Origin of the sequence: Janthinobacterium sp. EB271-G4-3-2 (assembly GCF_020858035.1) — a bacterium.
GTDB lineage: Bacteria > Pseudomonadota > Gammaproteobacteria > Burkholderiales > Burkholderiaceae_D > Janthinobacterium > Janthinobacterium aestuarii.
On sequence record NZ_JACYMG010000008.1, the window covers coordinates 174,669 to 190,578 of the forward strand.

Here is a 15,910-nt window from a genome sequence, read left to right on the forward strand (position 1 = left end):
TTTATGCGGATAAACGTTGAATGATGGCGTCGCGCAAGGCCGGCAGCAGCGCGCGGCGCGCGGCCAGCACCTCGGGCGCCGTCTCGCGCTGGACCACGGCCCAGCTGGGGTTCGGGAAATGCGCGTCGTCGCGGTAGCGGGGAATCACGTGCCAGTGCACGTGCGGCGTCATGTTGCCGAAACTGGCCACGTTGACCTTTTCCGGCTGCATCACTTCACGCACGGCCAGCTCGACTTGCCACACGACTTCCATGACGTAGTTGCGCTCGCCAGGCGTCAAATCCGTCATTTCCTTGACGTGCTTGTTCCAGATTACGCGGCAAAAGCCGGGATAGGCGGCGTCATCGACGGCCACGACGGACAGGCGCTCGCTGCGCCACAGCAAGGCTTCACAGCCCTGCTTGTTGGCAAAGCCGTCCAGCAATGTGCACAGATCGCAGGTCACACCAACACCCGTTCAATGCCGCCGTCATTGGCGCGTTTCACGTAATCCGGCATCCAGTTCTCTCCCAGCAAGTGTTTGGCGATCTCGACAACGATGTAGTCGGCCGTCGTGCCCGAATCGTCATTGTAGCGCGAGAGTCCTTGCAGGCACGACGGGCAGCTGGTGAGGATTTTGACGTCGCCCGTGAAACCGTCGCCGCGCAGCTTGTCGGCGCCCTTGACCATCTCTTCTTCCTTGCGGAAACGCACTTGCGTGGAAATGTCGGGACGCGTGACAGCCAGAGAACCCGATTCACCGCAGCAACGGTCATTCTTCTCGATCTTCACGTTATCTACCGTGCTGATCAGGGAATTGATGGTCTTGCCCGATTCCTGCAGCTTCATCGGATTGTGGCATGGCTCGTGGTACATATAACGGGTGCCGTTGACGCCTTCCAGCTTCACCTGTTTTTCCAGCAGATACTCATGGATATCCATGATGCGGCAGCCGGGGAAAATCTTCTCGAACTGATACGTCGCCAGCTGGTCGTAACAAGTGCCGCACGACACGAGCACCGTCTTGATGTCCAGGTAATTGAGCGTGTTGGCCATCCGATGGAACAGGACGCGGTTGTCCGTCATCATTTTCTCGGCCTTGTCGAACTCGCCCGCGCCCCGCTGCGGATAACCGCAGCACAGGTAGCCCGGTGGCAAGACCGTCTGCACGCCCACTTCCCACAGCATCGCTTGCGTGGCCAGGCCCACTTGCGAGAACAAACGTTCCGAACCGCAGCCGGGGAAGTAGAACACGGCTTCCGTATCGGCCGTCGTCGTCTTCGGATTGCGGATGATCGGGATGACCTTGTCGTCTTCGATGTCGAGCAGCGCGCGCGCCGATTTCTTCGGCAGGTTGCCCGGCATTTTCTTGTTGATGAAGTGGATCACCTGCGCCTTGACGGGCGGCTTGCCCGTCGATGGCGGCGGTGCCTTGGTTTGCTTCTTGGCAAATTTCTTCAGCAAGTCGTGGCCCAGGCGCTGCGCCTTGTAACCCCAGCCGATCATGACCTTGCGCGTGGCGTTGATGGTCACGGGATCGGTGGCGTTGAGGAACATCATCGTGGCCTTGGTGCCCGGATTGAAGCTCTTCTTGTCCATCTTGCGCAGCAGATTGCGCATGTTCATCGACACGTCGCCGAAGTCGATGTTCACAGGGCAAGGCGTCACGCATTTATGGCAGACCGTGCAATGGTCGGCCACGTCCTCGAACTCTTCCCAATGCTTGATGGAAATACCGCGGCGCGTCTGCTCTTCGTACAGGAACGCTTCGATCAGGGACGAGGTCGCCAGGATCTTGTCGCGCGGCGAGTACAGCAAGTTGGCGCGCGGCACGTGGGTCGAGCACACGGGTTTGCACTTGCCGCAACGCAAGCAATCCTTGACGCTGTCGGCGATGGCGCCGATATCGCTTTGCTGCATGATCAAGGATTCGTGGCCCATCAGACCGAACGATGGCGTATAGGCATTGCGCAAGTCGGCGCCCATGCCTGGCAGGTTCAGCAGTTTGCCCTTGTTGAAACGGCCTTCCGGATCGATGCGCTGCTTGTAGCTGCGGAAGTCGCCGATTTCTTCTTCCGTCAGGAATTCCAGCTTGGTAATGCCGATGCCGTGCTCGCCGGAAATGACGCCATTGAGCGAGCGGGCCAAAATCATGATGCGGCCCACGGCTTCGTGGGCGTCCTGCAGCATTTCGTAATTGTCCGAGTTGACGGGCAGGTTCGTGTGCACGTTGCCGTCGCCCGCATGCATGTGCAGCGCGACAAACACACGGCTACGCAGGATGCGCGCATGGATGGCCGTCGCCTCGTCGAGGATCAGCTTGAAGGCGGCGCCGTTGAAGATCTGGCGCAGCTGGGCGCGGATTTCCTGCTTCCACGTGATGCGCACGGTGCGGTCCTGCACCACGTCGAACAGGGTGGCGTCCGGCTGCGTTTCCAGGCGCGCCTCGAACACGGGCAGCAAGCGCTCCATGCCCAGTTCGGCCAATTCACCCTTCGCGTCCACCAGCGGACGGTCCAGCTGGGCCAGCAGATAGGTCCAGCGTGCCGTGACTTGCGCCAGCAACTGCTGCGCCTGCTCAGCGCGGTCGCCCAGCATTTCAGCATCGTCGACGCGGTCGTCGGACGCATCGTCGCTCTTACCGATTGGCAAATTGCCCTTGGCAAAGAACGCGCTCAGGGCGTCGGCCAGTTGCAGCTTGTTCTTGATCGACAGTTCGATATTGATGCGCTCGATGCCATCCGTATATTCGCCCATGCGGTTCAGGGGAATGACGACGTCTTCATTGATCTTGAACGCATTCGTGTGCTTGGCGATCGCCGCCGTGCGGGCACGATCTAACCAGAATTTCTTGCGCGCTTCCGGGCTGACGGCAACAAAACCTTCGCCCACGCGGGTGTTGGCGATGCGCACCACTTCCGACGCCGCTTGCGCGACGGCGTTTTCATCGTCGCCGACGATGTCGCCAAACAGGGCCATCTTCGGCAACACGCCCCGTTTCGACTTGGTGGCGTAGCCGACGGCGCGCAGGTAGCGCTCGTCCAGATGCTCCAGGCCCGCCAGGCGGATGCTCGTGTATTGCTCGCCCTTGGCAGGCAAGCCGTCGAGGTAATCCTTGATTTCCACGATCGACGGGATCGCGTCGCGCGCCTGACCGAAGAATTCCAGGCAGACGGTACGGGCGAATTTTGGCATCTTGTGCAAAATCCAGCGCGCCGACGTGATCAGGCCGTCGCAACCCTCTTTCTGGATGCCCGGCAAGCCGGCGAGGAATTTATCGGTGACGTCCTTGCCCAGGCCCTCCTTGCGGAACTTGCGGCCAGGAATTTCCAGGATTTCCGTCTTGAACGGCGCGTTCGGTTTTGCCGCATCGCGCGTGCTCGGGTGGCGCCATTCCAGCTGGAAGCGTGCCAGCGCGATATCGTGGATCTTGCCCAGGTTATGGTCGAGGCGCGTGACGTCGAGCCAGTCGCCGTTCGGGTCGACCATGCGCCACGAGGCCAGGTTGTCGAGCGCCGTGCCCCACAGCACGGCTTTCTTGCCGCCCGCATTCATGGCGACGTTGCCGCCGATACACGAAGCGTGAGCCGAGGTCGGATCGACGGCAAACACGAAACCGGCCTTTTCCGCCGCTTCCGACACTTTGTTCGTGATCACGCCCGCGCCCGAATTGATCGTCGCGTATTCATGCGTCAGGCCCGGCAAGACCGTCATTTCCACGGCGCCCAGGGTGATGAGTTTTTCCGTGTTGATGACGGCCGACATCGGCGTCAGCGGAATCGCGCCGCCCGTGTAGCCGGTGCCGCCGCCGCGCGGGATGATGGTCAGCCCCAGCTCGATACAGCCTTTGACGAGGCCGGCCATTTCCTCTTCCGTGTCGGGCGTGAGCACGACGAACGGGTATTCCACCCTCCAGTCGGTGGCGTCCGTCACGTGCGACACGCGCGTCATGCCGTCGAAGCGCACATTGTGTTTTTCCGTGTAGCGGCCCAGCACCTTGACCGTGCGCTTGCGCAAGTCGTAGGTCTTGCGGAATTCGTCGCCAAAGTCGGCCACTGCCTTGCTGGCCGCCTTCAGCAGCAGCTCCACGTTGGCGCTGCGCGCCTTGGCCGCTTCCGGCGCTTCGCCGGCCGCCAGCGCGTCGCCGCCGGCCGCATCGATGGACAGGCGGCGCTTGTCGACTTCGGCCAGGCGGTGATGCAAGGCATCGATCAAGCCCTGGCGGCGCTTCGGATTGTCGAGCAAGTCATCCTGCAAATACGGATTGCGGCGCACGACCCAGATATCGCCCAGCACCTCGTACAGCATGCGGGCCGAACGGCCCGTCTGGCGGGCGCCGCGCAGCTCGTCGAGCAGGCGCCAGGAGTCCTCCCCCAACAGGCGTATGACGATCTCGCGATCGGAAAACGACGTGTAGTTATACGGGATTTCGCGCAGGCGGCTTGCTGCGGGACCATTCGGCGTTTCTGCCAGTAAAGCTTGGATTTGTGCGGGAGCGTTCATGGAGTGTGGTGACGATGTGGACTGGACCCTAAAGACCCATTTTATCTTATTGCGCCGCACCATGCGGGAACAGCCTTATGCCGCCCAAGGTTTAAGCACCGCATCCGCCACCATAGCAAATATGGAAAAGCCTTCCATTGCCGAATAAAAAACCAGATTCCACGATTTTTCAACGAAAAAATACCAAAAATCAGACTCTGCTGCGAACTATCGAACTGCACGAAATGGGGCAAACTAGCGTTGCAGGCAGTCCCATTCAGGCCAGCATCTGGCCGATCCGGTGCCATACGCCATCGGGCACGTACAGCAGCAAGCCCGTCATGGTCAGGTAGCGCGCGCACTTGCCGATGGCCATGTAGGCCACGCTGGGCCAGAACGGCAGCTTGAGCCAGCCCGCCAGGGTGCACAGGGGGTCGCCCACGATGGGCAGCCAGGCCAGCAGCATGGTCTTGGCGCCATAGCGGGCCAGCCAGCGGAACCAGCGCGTGTCGCGCTCCTTGGCGAACGCCTGCTTGGCCCGGTAGCCGAGCCAGTAGTCGACGATGCCGCCCAGGGTATTGCCCAGGGTGGCCACGCCGATGGCGGCCCAGAACAGCGCGGGATTGGCCTTGATGACGGCAAACACGGCCGGCTCCGAGCCGAGCGGCAGCAAGGTGGCGGAAATAAAGCTGATCAGAAAGACCGATGTCAGCCCGACTTCCGGTGCTGCGATCAGCTGCAGCAGCCAGGCGATTGCGGATTCGATCATGGAACACTTCGCGATGCGGTAAGGCTCTCCATTATAATGAAGAGCAGCCTGGGCGCCGCACACATCGCGCCGGCCGGCAAAGGCAGACCCGCCCGCAGTTCCACAGAGCATTATTGTCGCCAGGCTATCCGCCGCCGCGCCGCCGCTATCGACAGACACGCTCCAGACCCTTTCTGGCCCAGAATCACTTGCTTGCAGACTATGAACATCGACTACCTCAAGAAAATCCTGACCGCCCGCGTCTATGACGTCGCCACCGAAACGCCGCTGGAACTGGCCCCTGCCCTGTCGCAGCGCCTGAACAACCAGATTTACTTCAAGCGCGAAGACATGCAAAGCGTGTTCAGTTTCAAGATTCGCGGCGCCTACAACAAGATGTCCAAGCTCAGCGAAGCGGAACGCAAGCGCGGCGTGATTTGCGCCTCGGCCGGCAACCATGCCCAGGGCGTGGCCCTGTCGGCCGCGCGCATGGGGTGCCGTGCCGTCATCGTCATGCCGACCACCACGCCGCTGGTGAAGGTCGAGGCGGTCAAAGGACGGGGCGGCGTGAACGTGGAGGTGGTGCTGCACGGCGAGTCGTACACGGATGCCTACAACCACGCGCTGACCCTGGAAAAGGAACAGAAGCTGACCTTCGTGCACCCGTTCGACGACCCGGACGTGATCGCGGGTCAGGGCACGATCGGCATGGAAATCCTGCGCCAGCACGCCGGCCCCATCCACGCCATCTTCGCGCCCATCGGCGGCGGCGGCTTGATCGCCGGCATTGCCGCCTACGTGAAACAGATTCGCCCCGACATCAAGATCATCGGCGTGCAAAGTGTCGATTCAAACGCCATGGCCCGCTCGCTGAAGGCCGGCGAACGCGTGACCCTGAACGACGTGGGCCTGTTTGCCGACGGCACGGCCGTGCGCCTGGCCGGCGAGGAAACCTTCCGCCTGGTGCAGGCGTATGTCGATGAAATCATCACGGTCGACACGGACGCCATCTGCGCCGCCATCAAGGATGTGTTTACGGATACACGCAGCATTCTGGAGCCGTCCGGCGCGCTGGCCGTGGCCGGCGCCAAGGCCTATGTGGAGCGGGCCAGCCTGACCAAGCACCCCGTCAACAACGAAACCCTGATCACCATCGCCAGCGGCGCGAACATGAATTTCGACCGGCTGCGTTTCGTCGCGGAACGGGCTGAACTGGGCGAATTCCGCGAAGCCGTGTTTGCCGTCACCATGCGCGAACAGCGGGGCAGCTTCAAGCGTTTCTGCTCGCTCATCGGCGCGCGCAACGTGACGGAATTCAATTACCGCATCAGCGATGAAAAAGCCGCGCACGTATTCGTCGGCATTCAAATTGCCGACCGGCATGAGTCGAGCGTGCTGGCGAAAACCTTCGAGGAACACGAATTCAAGACCCTGGACCTGACCCACGACGAACTGGCCAAGTCGCACATCCGCCACCTGGTGGGCGGCAAGAGCCGGCTGGCCCAGGACGAGTTGCTGTACCGCTTTGAATTCCCCGAGCGCCCCGGCGCGCTGATGCGTTTCCTCGACAGCATGGCGCCGAACTGGAATATTTCCCTGTGCCATTACCGCAGCCAGGGCGGCGACGTGGGCCGCATCCTGATCGGCCTGCAAGTGCCGCCCGATGAGATGGGCGAGTTTGCCCGCTTCCTCGATACCCTCGGGTACCGTTACTGGGATGAGAGCAGCAATCCCGTCTACAAGCTGTTTTTAGGTTAGTTCTAACCCAGGCGAACAAGCTGGGGTCAGACCCGACGGGTCTGACCCCGAAATAGGCTACCATGCGTGCTTGACTGAATTCACGCCACACGACCATGACCACCACCAACGACCTCGCCGAACAATCCCCCCTGGGCAAAAGCTCCGCCTACCGCACCGATTACGCGCCGGAATTGCTGTTTCCGATTCCGCGCCAGGGCAAGCGCGACGAGCTGGAACTGCGCGGCACCTTGCCCTTCTTCGGCCTCGATATCTGGAATGCGTATGAACTGTCGTGGCTGAACCAGCGCGGCAAGCCGCAGGTGGCCATCGCCAAGGTCAGCGCGCCGGCCGATTCGCCGAACATCATCGAGTCGAAATCGTTCAAGCTGTACCTGAACTCGTTCAACCAGACCAAGCTGGACAACCCCGATGCGCTGCTGGCCCTGCTCAAGCAGGATTTGTCGAACGGCTTCGGCGCGCCCGTGCAAGTGGAACTGACCTTGCAGGAAGATTTCGGCAAGCTGAAAATGGGCGAGTTCGACGGCGTGCTGCTCGACCGCCTGGACCTGGAAATCACGCAATACACGCCTTCGCCGCTGCTGCTGAAAGCCGCCCTGGATGAAGCGCCCGTGGAAGAAAAACTCGTCTCGCACTTGCTCAAATCAAATTGCCTGGTGACGGGCCAGCCTGACTGGGGCAGTGTGCAAATCGACTATGCGGGGCCGCAGATCGATCAGGAAAGTCTGTTGCGCTACCTGATTGGTTTCCGCGAGCACAATGAATTCCACGAGCAATGCGTGGAACGCATCTTTGTCGATATCTTGCGTCAGTGCAAGCCGCAAAAACTGTCCGTGTATGCGCGCTATACGCGCCGCGGCGGCCTCGATATCAATCCATGGCGCAGCAACTTCAGCACGGGTACGATGCCGGGCAATCTGCGCAACGCGCGCCAGTAACAACCGAGCAACACCCAGCAACACCGTAAAACCATGCCAGCAGGAATGTTGGCTGTGTTTTAAAACAACGTTGCAGTAGTGCCGCAGAGCATGTCACAGACGCTGAAAAATTGGAAAATCGGCATTCGGCGGCGGAAAAACCGGCGCGCCGCGTGTTTTTAATCAGGAAATAGCCGATACACGCCGATGTTATTTTTTTGCTAAAATGATGGTCACGTGGGCTGTAGCGCCCACTGCGCCCGTAGCGGGCGTATACTGTTGAGAATTGGCGTTACAGGCCGCCGAAACAGGCCTATAATTCGGCTCGCAAGCCCTCTGCGCATTGCACCATTTCATTGAGTGTCATGACTAATCTTAGCAAAATACTATCCCTCGAAAACGTCCTGCTGGACCTGGAAGTCTCCAGTAAAAAGCGCGCCTTCGAGCAAGCCGGCCTGATCTTCGAAAACAATTACGGCATCGCCCGCTCTACCGTTTCGGACAATCTGTTTGCCCGCGAACGCCTGGGCTCGACGGGTCTGGGCCATGGCGTGGCCGTGCCGCATGGCAGAGTCAAGGGCAGTAAAACCTTGAAATCGCCGCTGGGCGCCTTCGTGCGCCTGGCCGAACCGATTCCCTTCGAATCGCCCGATGGCAAGCCCGTCAATCTGCTGTTTTTCCTGCTGATTCCTGATCATGTCACCCAGCAACATCTGGAAATCCTGTCGGAAATCGCCGAAATGTTTTCCGATGATGCCTTCCGCACGGCGCTGGCCACGGATCCGGAACCAAAGTCCGTGCATTCGCGCATCGTCAATTGGCAACCCAGTCTGCAAGCGGCGGGTTAAACTTCAGGTATTCCTCCACTCCTGAAGAAGACTGCCATGTTGCAAACGCCGCTGACGATACAACGCCTGTACGACGACAATCGTGAAAGTCTGCAACTGGGCTGGTTCGCCGGCTTCCCCGGCGGCGAGCGCCTGATCTCGGGCGACGTCTCGTCGGCCGCCGACCAGGTGGGCCACTTGAACCTGATCCATCCGGGCCGCATCCAGGTCTTCGGCCACCAGGAAATCAATTACTACCAGCGCCTGAAGGTCAATACGCGCACCCACGTGATCGGCGAGCTGATCGCCGGCGGCCCGCCCGCGCTGATCATCGCGCAGGGGCTGGAAACGCCGCCCGACATCCTCGCCATTTGCGACGAGCAAAACATTCCCCTGTTCTCCACCCCGCTGCCGGCCGCGCAAGTGATCGACTTCCTGCGCGTCTACCTGTCCAAAAAACTGGCGCAGCGCATCATCATGCATGGCGTGTTCATGGACGTGCTGGGCGTGGGCGTGCTGATCACGGGCGATTCGGGCCTGGGCAAGAGCGAGCTGGGGCTGGAACTGATCTCGCGCAGCCATGGCCTGGTGGCAGACGACGCCGTCGAATTCTCGCGCATCGCGCCGAACATGATCGAAGGCCGCTGCCCGCCCCTGCTGCAAAACCTGCTCGAAGTACGGGGCCTGGGCTTACTCGACATCAAAGCCATCTTTGGCGAAACGGCCGTGCGCCGCAAGATGCGCTTGAAACTGATCGTGCACCTCGTGCGCCGCAACGCGCTGGAAGAAGAAGTCGAGCGCCTGCCTTTCCTGTTCCCCACGGAAGACGTGCTGGGCTTGCCCGTGCGCAAGGTCGTCATCCCTGTCGCCGCCGGCCGCAACATCGCCGTGCTGCTGGAAGCGGCCGTGCGCAATACGATTTTGCAGCTGCGCGGCATCGATACCTTGCAGGAGTTCATGGAGAGGCAGAGGTTAGCGATGAGTGGCGATTAGCACCGTAGGTCGGATTAGCGGGACAACGTCCCGCGTAATCCGACAACATTGTTGGCGTCGCGGGTGTGTCGGCTTACGCGCTACGCGCTAAGCCGACCTACGATCTGTCCCAGGATTTTGCTTAACCAACACTACGACCCAATTGCAATAATTTGTAAAGATAATTGCCTTGGAGCAGAGTGCCGATCTTTATTGTATGATCAGGCTATGCATATCGTCCTTATCACCGGAATATCCGGCTCCGGTAAATCCGTCGCGCTCAATGTGCTGGAAGATACCGGCTATTATTGTGTCGACAACCTGCCACCGGCCTTGCTGCCCAGCCTGGTGCAAACCCTGCTCGACGAAGGTACACCGCAACTGGCCGTCGCCGTCGATGCGCGCAGCGCCGAGTCGCTCGTCAGCCTGCCGCACAATGTGGCGCTGCTGCGCGACCAGGGGCACGACGTCAAGGTCATGTTTTTGACGGCCACCACGCATTCGCTGGTGGCGCGCTTCTCGGAAACGCGGCGCAGCCATCCGCTGTCGCACGAATTGCGTCCGAACCAGAATCCGGCCAGCCGGCGCACCCTGATCGAGTGCATTTCGGAAGAGCGCGAACGCCTGTCGGCCATCGAGCAGCTGGGCCACGTGATCGACACGTCGGAGCTGAGCGCCAACAAATTGCGCGCCTGGATCAAGGATATCGTCGCCTCCGAACGCGCGCCGCTGACCCTGTTCTTCGAATCGTTCGCCTTCAAGCTGGGCGTGCCGCTGGACGCCGATTTCGTCTTCGACGTGCGGGCCTTGCCGAACCCGTATTACGACCTGGCGCTGCGCCCGCTCGACGGCCGCGACGCGCCTGTGATCGCCTTCCTTGACGCGCAGCCGAGCGCGCTGGAACTGCTGGCCGACATCCGCGCCTTCATCGAGAAATGGCTGCCGTCATTCAAGTCCGACAACCGCAGCTACCTGACGGTGGCCCTCGGTTGCACGGGCGGCCAGCACCGCTCCGTGTACATGGCGGAACGGCTGGCGCAATACTTCGGCCCGAATGAACGGGTGGTGCTGCGCCACCGCGAACGTAGCTAGTTAATTCAGGTGGCGCAGCGGATGCGCTGACGCCGGCCAGACGGGGGCGAAGAAGCGCGCCACCATGGCCGCGTCGACCCCGTCCAGGCTGGCAGGCTGCCAGCGCGGCGCATTGTCCTTGTCGACCACCAGCGCGCGCACGCCCTCGAGCACTTCGCCATGCTCGAAATTGTGGCCCACCACCGTGCGCTCCATGCGCAGGCAATCGGCCACGCCCAAGTGAGCCCCCCGCTGCAGCAATTCCAGAGTTACCGACATCATCAAGGGCGAGCGCAGGCGCATGGCCGCCAGGGCCTTGCCGGCGAATGCGCTGTCGTCCTGCGCCAGCGAGGCCATGATGGCCGCCACGGAGCCGGCGCCGAAATGGCGGTCCAGCGCCGCGCGCGCCGCCGCCAGCGAGGAGACGCCGGCCTGTGCCTGGAATGGCGCCGCCAGCGCCTTGATGGCCACCGGCAAGGCCTCGCCCGGCGTCGACTCGAACAGGGCCAGCAGCGCCCCCATCTGCGCCTCGGGCAGGTAGACATCGGCCAGGTCCATGTACAGGGCGTCGGCCGCGCTGATCGTCAAGCCCGTCAAGCCCAGGTACAGGCCCAGCTGGCCGGCCAGGCGGGACAGGAAATAGCTGCCGCCCACATCGGGAAACAAACCAATATTGACTTCAGGCATGGCCATGCGCGTGCGGCCCGTGACGATGCGCAAGCGGTTGCCGGGCCCGGCTTGCGCCACGCCCATGCCGCCGCCCATCACCACGCCATCCATCACGGCGATATACGGTTTCGGATAGAAATGAATCACATGATTTAACGCGTATTCTTCCGTAAAGAAATCTTCCAGCAAGGCGCTGCCGCCTTGCGGCGTGGCCAGGCCGGCATCGTAAAAGAAACGGATGTCGCCGCCGGCGCACAGGGCTTTCTCGCTGCTCGAGCGGATCACCACGGCGTCCACCTGCGGATCGTCGCGCCAGGCCAGCAGGGCCGCGCTCAGGGCGCGCACCATCTCCAGCGACAGGGAATTCAAGGCCTTCGGACGGTCGAGCACGATATGCCCCGTGCGGTTGCGGATGGAAGTCTGGACGAAGTCGCTCATGGCAGGCGTGAAAGAAGTGAAAGTACAAACATTCTAGCGCCTGCGCGGGGAACATTGCGTTCAAAAGGTACGGGCGCAAAAAAGGGCGCAATGTGCGCCCTTAGTTGATCACAACCGGTTGAAAGTCGCGGGCCGCTTAGGCGGGGGCGAATTCTTCTTCCGAGCTGTCTGGCAGATGCTTGATCGCCTCTTTACCGTGCCCTTGCACTTTGGTTTTGTATTTCATCACTTGCCTATCGAGCTTGTCGATCAGGGCATCGATCGCGGCATACAGGTCTTGTGCCAGGCTTTCCACATAGACAGTTTTGCCACTTAAACGCAGGTTGACTTCGGCCTTTTGACGTTTTTCTTTCTCTTTGAGGTTATCCACGGTCAGAATCACGGCGATATCGATAACTTGATCGAAATGACGTTTCACGCGCTCCAGCTTCGTTTGTACGTATTCACGGATGGCTGGTGTCACTTCGAGATGATGTCCGCTGATGGTGAGATTCATACACACTCCTAAAGATGATCGGGTTCGTGCGGTCCATCCTATCCGGCCCGCAGAGGAACCGAAAAAAACTTACAAACACTTACGCAGGCTCACTGGCGGAATTTTCAACGCTTCCCGGTATTTGGCAACAGTACGTCGCGCAATCACCATGCCTTGTTCCCCCAGCATGTCCGCAATCTTACTGTCGGATAAAGGATTTTTAGGGTCTTCTGCTCCTGTCAGTTGCACGATCAATGCCCGTATCGCCGTCGATGACGCTTCGCCCCCCGCTTCGGTGGCGACGTGGCTACCAAAGAAATATTTCAACTCGAACATGCCGTGCGGGGTCAGCATGTACTTTTGAGTTGTTACCCGCGAGATAGTACTCTCGTGTAAACCCAGTGTATCAGCTATTTCACGGAGCACAAGGGGGCGCATGGCAACGGCTCCGTGCGAGAAAAAGTTCTTTTGTCTTTCTACTATCGCCTGTGCCACGCGCAGGATCGTGTCGAAACGCTGGCGCATATTCTTGATCAGCCACTTGGCTTCCTGCAACTGTGCGCCCATGGCGCCCTCGCCCTTGCCCTGCTTGAGCAAGTTGGCATACATGGCATTGACGCGCAGGCGCGGCATGACGTCGTTGTTCAGGGTCACTTGCCAGCCATTGCGCGCGCGCTTGACGACGACGTCGGGCACCACGTAATCGGACACGTCCGAGGCGAATACGGCGCCCGGATGCGGATTGCACTGGCGAATCACCGTCTGTGCTTCGCGCAGGTCTTCATCGTCGCAGTCGAGGGCTTTTTTCAGCTTGTTGAAATCGCGCTGGGCAAACCAGGCCAGGTGCTTTTCCACGATGACGAGGGCCATGCGCCGCGTCACCATGGCAATGTGCGGCAAGCGCTTGATTTGCAGCGCCAGGCATTCGGACGCATTGCGCGCGCCCACGCCGGGCGGATCGAAACTTTGCAGCAGCGACAAGGCCGTGCGCATCTCGTCGGCATCGATTTCCAGCTCTTCCGGCAGACGCGCCAGGATGTCGTCGAGCGTCTCTTCCAGGTAGCCATTGTCGTCGAGCGCGTCGATGATCAGCTCGACCAGCGCGCGGTCGCGCAACTCGAGCACCGTCACGCGCATCTGCTCCATCAGGTGTTCGCGCAAGGTGCAGTGATGGGCTTCGAGTTGCGGGCGCGAATCTTCGTCGTCGGGCGCCTTGCCCCGGCTCGCCTCGCTCCAGTCGCTGTCGCCGCCGTCCGCGGCGGCCGGGCCCTCGCCCGCCTCGCCGTCAAAGGTTTCCGCTTCGGCCGGCGTGGCAGGCGCCTCCTGGCCTGGCGGCTGGGGCGGCGCTTCGGCCGGCGCGGCCGTGGAACTCAAGGCCCCGTCGGACAGCAGGCGCAGCGAACGGTCGAGCGGGTCATCGAGGCGCTCGAGCAAGGGATTGTCCGTCAGCAGTTGCTCGAGCTCCTGGTGCAATTCCAGGGTCGACAATTGCAACAGGCGTATCGATTGCTGCAACTGCGGCGTCAGTGCCAGGTGCTGCGAAGTGCGCAGCTGCAATGATTGTTTCATTGGCTTACATGCGGAAGTGTTCGCCCAGATAGACCCGGCGTACCGACTCGTTCGCGATGATGTCGTCGGGGCGTCCCGACGCCAGTACCGAGCCCTGGTTGATGATGTAGGCACGGTCGCAAATACCCAGCGTCTCGCGCACATTATGATCGGTGATCAGCACGCCGATATTGCGCTCCTTCAAGAAGCGCACGATGCGCTGGATCTCGATCACGGCGATCGGATCGACGCCGGCGAACGGTTCGTCGAGCAGCACGAAACGGGGATCGGTGGCCAGCGCGCGGGCGATTTCCACGCGGCGGCGCTCGCCGCCCGACAGGGACAGGGCCTGGTTCTCGCGCAACTTTTCAATCTGCAAATCGGCCAGCAGTTTATCCAGGCGCTCCTCGATCTCGGCCTTCTTCAAAGGACGGCCTTCGACGGTCTGGATTTCCAGCACGGCGCGGATATTGTCTTCCACCGTCAGCTTGCGGAAGACGGACGCTTCCTGCGGCAGATAGGACAAGCCCATCTGCGCGCGGCGGTGGATCGGCAGGCTGGAAATGTCCACGCCGCTGATGTCGATGCTGCCGCCGTCCGACGGCACCAGGCCGACGATCATGTAGAACGAGGTGGTCTTGCCGGCGCCGTTCGGACCCAGCAAACCCACCACTTCGCCGCATTCGACTTGCAGCGAGACATCATGCACGACTTGCCGCTTGCCATAGGTTTTTTGCAGACCGCGAACGATCAGGGTGCTGCCGCAACGAGTATTGTCCATTATTTCTTTCCTGGCGCAGGCGTGGCCGGCGCTTTCTCCGCTTGGGGCGCCTTGGTCTTCGGCTGGATCACCATGCGCACGCTGCCGCCATCGGAGGTGCTGGTGCCGCTGTCGGAATTTTCCATCTTGAATACTTCCTGGCGGCTGTCATACGAGATGAAGGCGCCATTGGCCACGTCGGTCACTTTCGTGCCTTCCAGGCGCGTCAGCTTGGCCTTGGAAAACAGTTTCACCACTTCCGTCTTGTTGTCGTATTCCACGCGCTCCGCCTCGCCTTCGACCCACAGGTCGCCCGCGCCGTCGCGCTTCTGGCGGAAGGTGGCCAGCTTGCCGGGATCGGCCCAGAAGGTGATGAACTGGTAGCCTTGCGGGTCTTCCGTGATCAGGGCCCGGCCCGCCTTCATGGTCAGGGTGCCCTTGACCAGCACGACGTCGCCCGTCAGGGTACGCACTTGCTTGACGTCATCGACGTGGCCGCTACGTGCCGTGATGACGGCTTCCTTCTCGGAATCGGCCTTCTCGGCATGCGCCACGCCCATGATGGCCAGCGAAAATACGGTCAACAGCAAGATATTCTTCATAGTAGGGTTTCCTTGTTTCATTCTGTCATTGTGCCGCCGCGGCCGGGCGCGGTTTCGGCGGGAGGACCATGCGCAGCGCATTCTGCACTTCCACCACGCCGGTGGCGTTATTGGCCTTCATGCCGATGCCATTGAGGCGCGAGGTGCCCGTCAGGATATCGACAGGCACGTCCGTTTCCATTCTTTCCTCGTCCGGAAACACCGTCAGCGCCTCCGTCCTGACCGTCAGGTTCTGCGCCTTCGGACTGGCCGCGCGGTCGATCACGACCTTGCGGTGCAGTTGCAGCCGGGTATTGTCCTGGTCGATATGCGCCAGTTCCGCATTCATGTTCAACGGCGGCATGCCGGGCGTGAGCTTGCGCACGAAGGGCTGGTCGATATCGGACGAATCGTCCAGCGGATAATGCGTGAGCTTGTTGCCCGACACGATATAGCTGGGCTTACCCGTCAGATCCATGCGCACCAGACTGAAATTGGTGATGAAATAGTCGGGCTCATCCAGATGCTTGCTGGCCTTGATATCCTGGCTATTCTTGTTCATCACTTCGAGCAGCCAAAAGCTGGCCAGCGCGACAACAACCGCGCCCAGCAGGGTAAAAATCGTGCGCCAGCGATGGGCGCCTCCTGGCTTACGCATAGGGTTTCACTCTTTCAAAGATCACTG

General features: G+C 60.9%; 14 protein-coding genes. 5 read left to right on the top strand and 9 right to left on the bottom strand.

Going from position 1 to position 15,910, the window contains the following annotated elements; all coding sequences use genetic code 11:
* Position 1 precedes the first annotated feature (1 nt).
* From IGS55_RS17995 to IGS55_RS18005, 3 genes are all read right to left on the bottom strand, one after another.
* Positions 2-445, bottom strand: a complete 444-nt coding sequence (locus IGS55_RS17995; RefSeq protein ID WP_070305338.1) for an HIT family protein — start codon at positions 443-445, stop codon at positions 2-4.
* Entirely contained in the window at positions 442-4,482 is a 4,041-nt protein-coding gene (locus IGS55_RS18000; protein WP_230516736.1) for a DUF3683 domain-containing protein, read from the bottom strand. The genes IGS55_RS17995 and IGS55_RS18000 overlap by 4 nt, the downstream gene beginning before the upstream one ends.
* A gap of 256 nt (positions 4,483-4,738) precedes the next feature.
* A complete protein-coding gene (locus IGS55_RS18005) occupies positions 4,739-5,230 on the bottom strand; it encodes a YqaA family protein (RefSeq protein WP_230516737.1) in 492 nt (163 codons plus the stop codon).
* 201 nt (positions 5,231-5,431) lie between these two features.
* Here IGS55_RS18005 and ilvA point away from each other — a divergent pair, with 201 nt between their 5' ends.
* The 5 genes from ilvA to rapZ all read left to right on the top strand — a co-directional run bounded on the left by ilvA (position 5,432) and on the right by rapZ (position 10,775).
* Entirely contained in the window at positions 5,432-6,967 is a 1,536-nt protein-coding gene (gene ilvA, locus IGS55_RS18010; protein ID WP_230516738.1) for a threonine ammonia-lyase, biosynthetic, read from the top strand.
* Between the two features lie 95 nt (positions 6,968-7,062).
* Positions 7,063-7,905: an NADPH-dependent 7-cyano-7-deazaguanine reductase QueF gene (gene queF, locus IGS55_RS18015; RefSeq protein WP_230516739.1), complete on the top strand. Its 843-nt coding sequence runs from the start codon at positions 7,063-7,065 to the stop codon at positions 7,903-7,905.
* Between the two features lie 344 nt (positions 7,906-8,249).
* A complete protein-coding gene (locus IGS55_RS18020; RefSeq protein WP_034753339.1) occupies positions 8,250-8,732 on the top strand; it encodes a PTS sugar transporter subunit IIA in 483 nt (160 codons plus the stop codon).
* 36 nt (positions 8,733-8,768) lie between these two features.
* The gene (hprK, locus tag IGS55_RS18025) at positions 8,769-9,704 is read left to right on the top strand and encodes an HPr(Ser) kinase/phosphatase (protein ID WP_034753337.1); all 936 of its coding nucleotides are present in this window, start codon (positions 8,769-8,771) and stop codon (positions 9,702-9,704) included.
* A 207-nt stretch (positions 9,705-9,911) separates the two neighbouring features.
* Positions 9,912-10,775, top strand: coding sequence for an RNase adapter RapZ (gene rapZ / locus IGS55_RS18030; RefSeq protein WP_139092210.1), 864 nt, complete (start codon positions 9,912-9,914; stop codon positions 10,773-10,775).
* Here the strand turns inward: rapZ and IGS55_RS18035 are convergent, their stop codons facing one another.
* From IGS55_RS18035 to lptC, 6 genes are all read right to left on the bottom strand, one after another.
* Positions 10,776-11,861: an enoyl-CoA hydratase/isomerase family protein gene (locus IGS55_RS18035; RefSeq protein ID WP_230516740.1), complete on the bottom strand. Its 1,086-nt coding sequence runs from the start codon at positions 11,859-11,861 to the stop codon at positions 10,776-10,778. It abuts the gene before it with no gap.
* Positions 11,862-11,997: 136 nt separating this feature from the next.
* Positions 11,998-12,357: a ribosome hibernation-promoting factor, HPF/YfiA family gene (gene hpf / locus IGS55_RS18040; protein WP_086139003.1), complete on the bottom strand. Its 360-nt coding sequence runs from the start codon at positions 12,355-12,357 to the stop codon at positions 11,998-12,000.
* Between the two features lie 69 nt (positions 12,358-12,426).
* Positions 12,427-13,905, bottom strand: coding sequence for an RNA polymerase factor sigma-54 (locus IGS55_RS18045; RefSeq protein WP_230516741.1), 1,479 nt, complete (start codon positions 13,903-13,905; stop codon positions 12,427-12,429).
* A 4-nt stretch (positions 13,906-13,909) separates the two neighbouring features.
* Positions 13,910-14,665 carry an LPS export ABC transporter ATP-binding protein gene (lptB, locus tag IGS55_RS18050; RefSeq protein WP_034753325.1) on the bottom strand — a complete coding sequence of 252 codons (756 nt, stop codon included), beginning with the start codon at positions 14,663-14,665 and terminating at the stop codon, positions 13,910-13,912.
* The gene (gene lptA, locus IGS55_RS18055) at positions 14,665-15,246 is read right to left on the bottom strand and encodes a lipopolysaccharide transport periplasmic protein LptA (RefSeq protein ID WP_128141118.1); all 582 of its coding nucleotides are present in this window, start codon (positions 15,244-15,246) and stop codon (positions 14,665-14,667) included. The genes lptB and lptA overlap by 1 nt, the downstream gene beginning before the upstream one ends.
* A 25-nt stretch (positions 15,247-15,271) precedes the next feature.
* Positions 15,272-15,883 (bottom strand): LPS export ABC transporter periplasmic protein LptC, encoded by a 612-nt coding sequence (gene lptC / locus IGS55_RS18060; protein ID WP_139092212.1) that lies wholly within the window; start codon positions 15,881-15,883, stop codon positions 15,272-15,274.
* Positions 15,884-15,910: the final 27 nt, after the last annotated feature.

Coding starts and splice junctions, on each gene's coding strand:
- IGS55_RS18000 (WP_230516736.1), bottom strand. CDS start 4,482: ATGAACGCTCCCGCACAAATCCAAGCTTTACTGGCAGAAACGCCGAAT.
- IGS55_RS18005 (WP_230516737.1), bottom strand. CDS start 5,230: ATGATCGAATCCGCAATCGCCTGGCTGCTGCAGCTGATCGCAGCACCG.
- ilvA (WP_230516738.1), top strand. CDS start 5,432: ATGAACATCGACTACCTCAAGAAAATCCTGACCGCCCGCGTCTATGAC.
- queF (WP_230516739.1), top strand. CDS start 7,063: ATGACCACCACCAACGACCTCGCCGAACAATCCCCCCTGGGCAAAAGC.
- IGS55_RS18020 (WP_034753339.1), top strand. CDS start 8,250: ATGACTAATCTTAGCAAAATACTATCCCTCGAAAACGTCCTGCTGGAC.
- hprK (WP_034753337.1), top strand. CDS start 8,769: ATGTTGCAAACGCCGCTGACGATACAACGCCTGTACGACGACAATCGT.
- rapZ (WP_139092210.1), top strand. CDS start 9,912: ATGCATATCGTCCTTATCACCGGAATATCCGGCTCCGGTAAATCCGTC.
- IGS55_RS18035 (WP_230516740.1), bottom strand. CDS start 11,861: ATGAGCGACTTCGTCCAGACTTCCATCCGCAACCGCACGGGGCATATC.
- hpf (WP_086139003.1), bottom strand. CDS start 12,357: ATGAATCTCACCATCAGCGGACATCATCTCGAAGTGACACCAGCCATC.
- IGS55_RS18045 (WP_230516741.1), bottom strand. CDS start 13,905: ATGAAACAATCATTGCAGCTGCGCACTTCGCAGCACCTGGCACTGACG.
- lptB (WP_034753325.1), bottom strand. CDS start 14,665: ATGGACAATACTCGTTGCGGCAGCACCCTGATCGTTCGCGGTCTGCAA.
- lptA (WP_128141118.1), bottom strand. CDS start 15,246: ATGAAGAATATCTTGCTGTTGACCGTATTTTCGCTGGCCATCATGGGC.
- lptC (WP_139092212.1), bottom strand. CDS start 15,883: ATGCGTAAGCCAGGAGGCGCCCATCGCTGGCGCACGATTTTTACCCTG.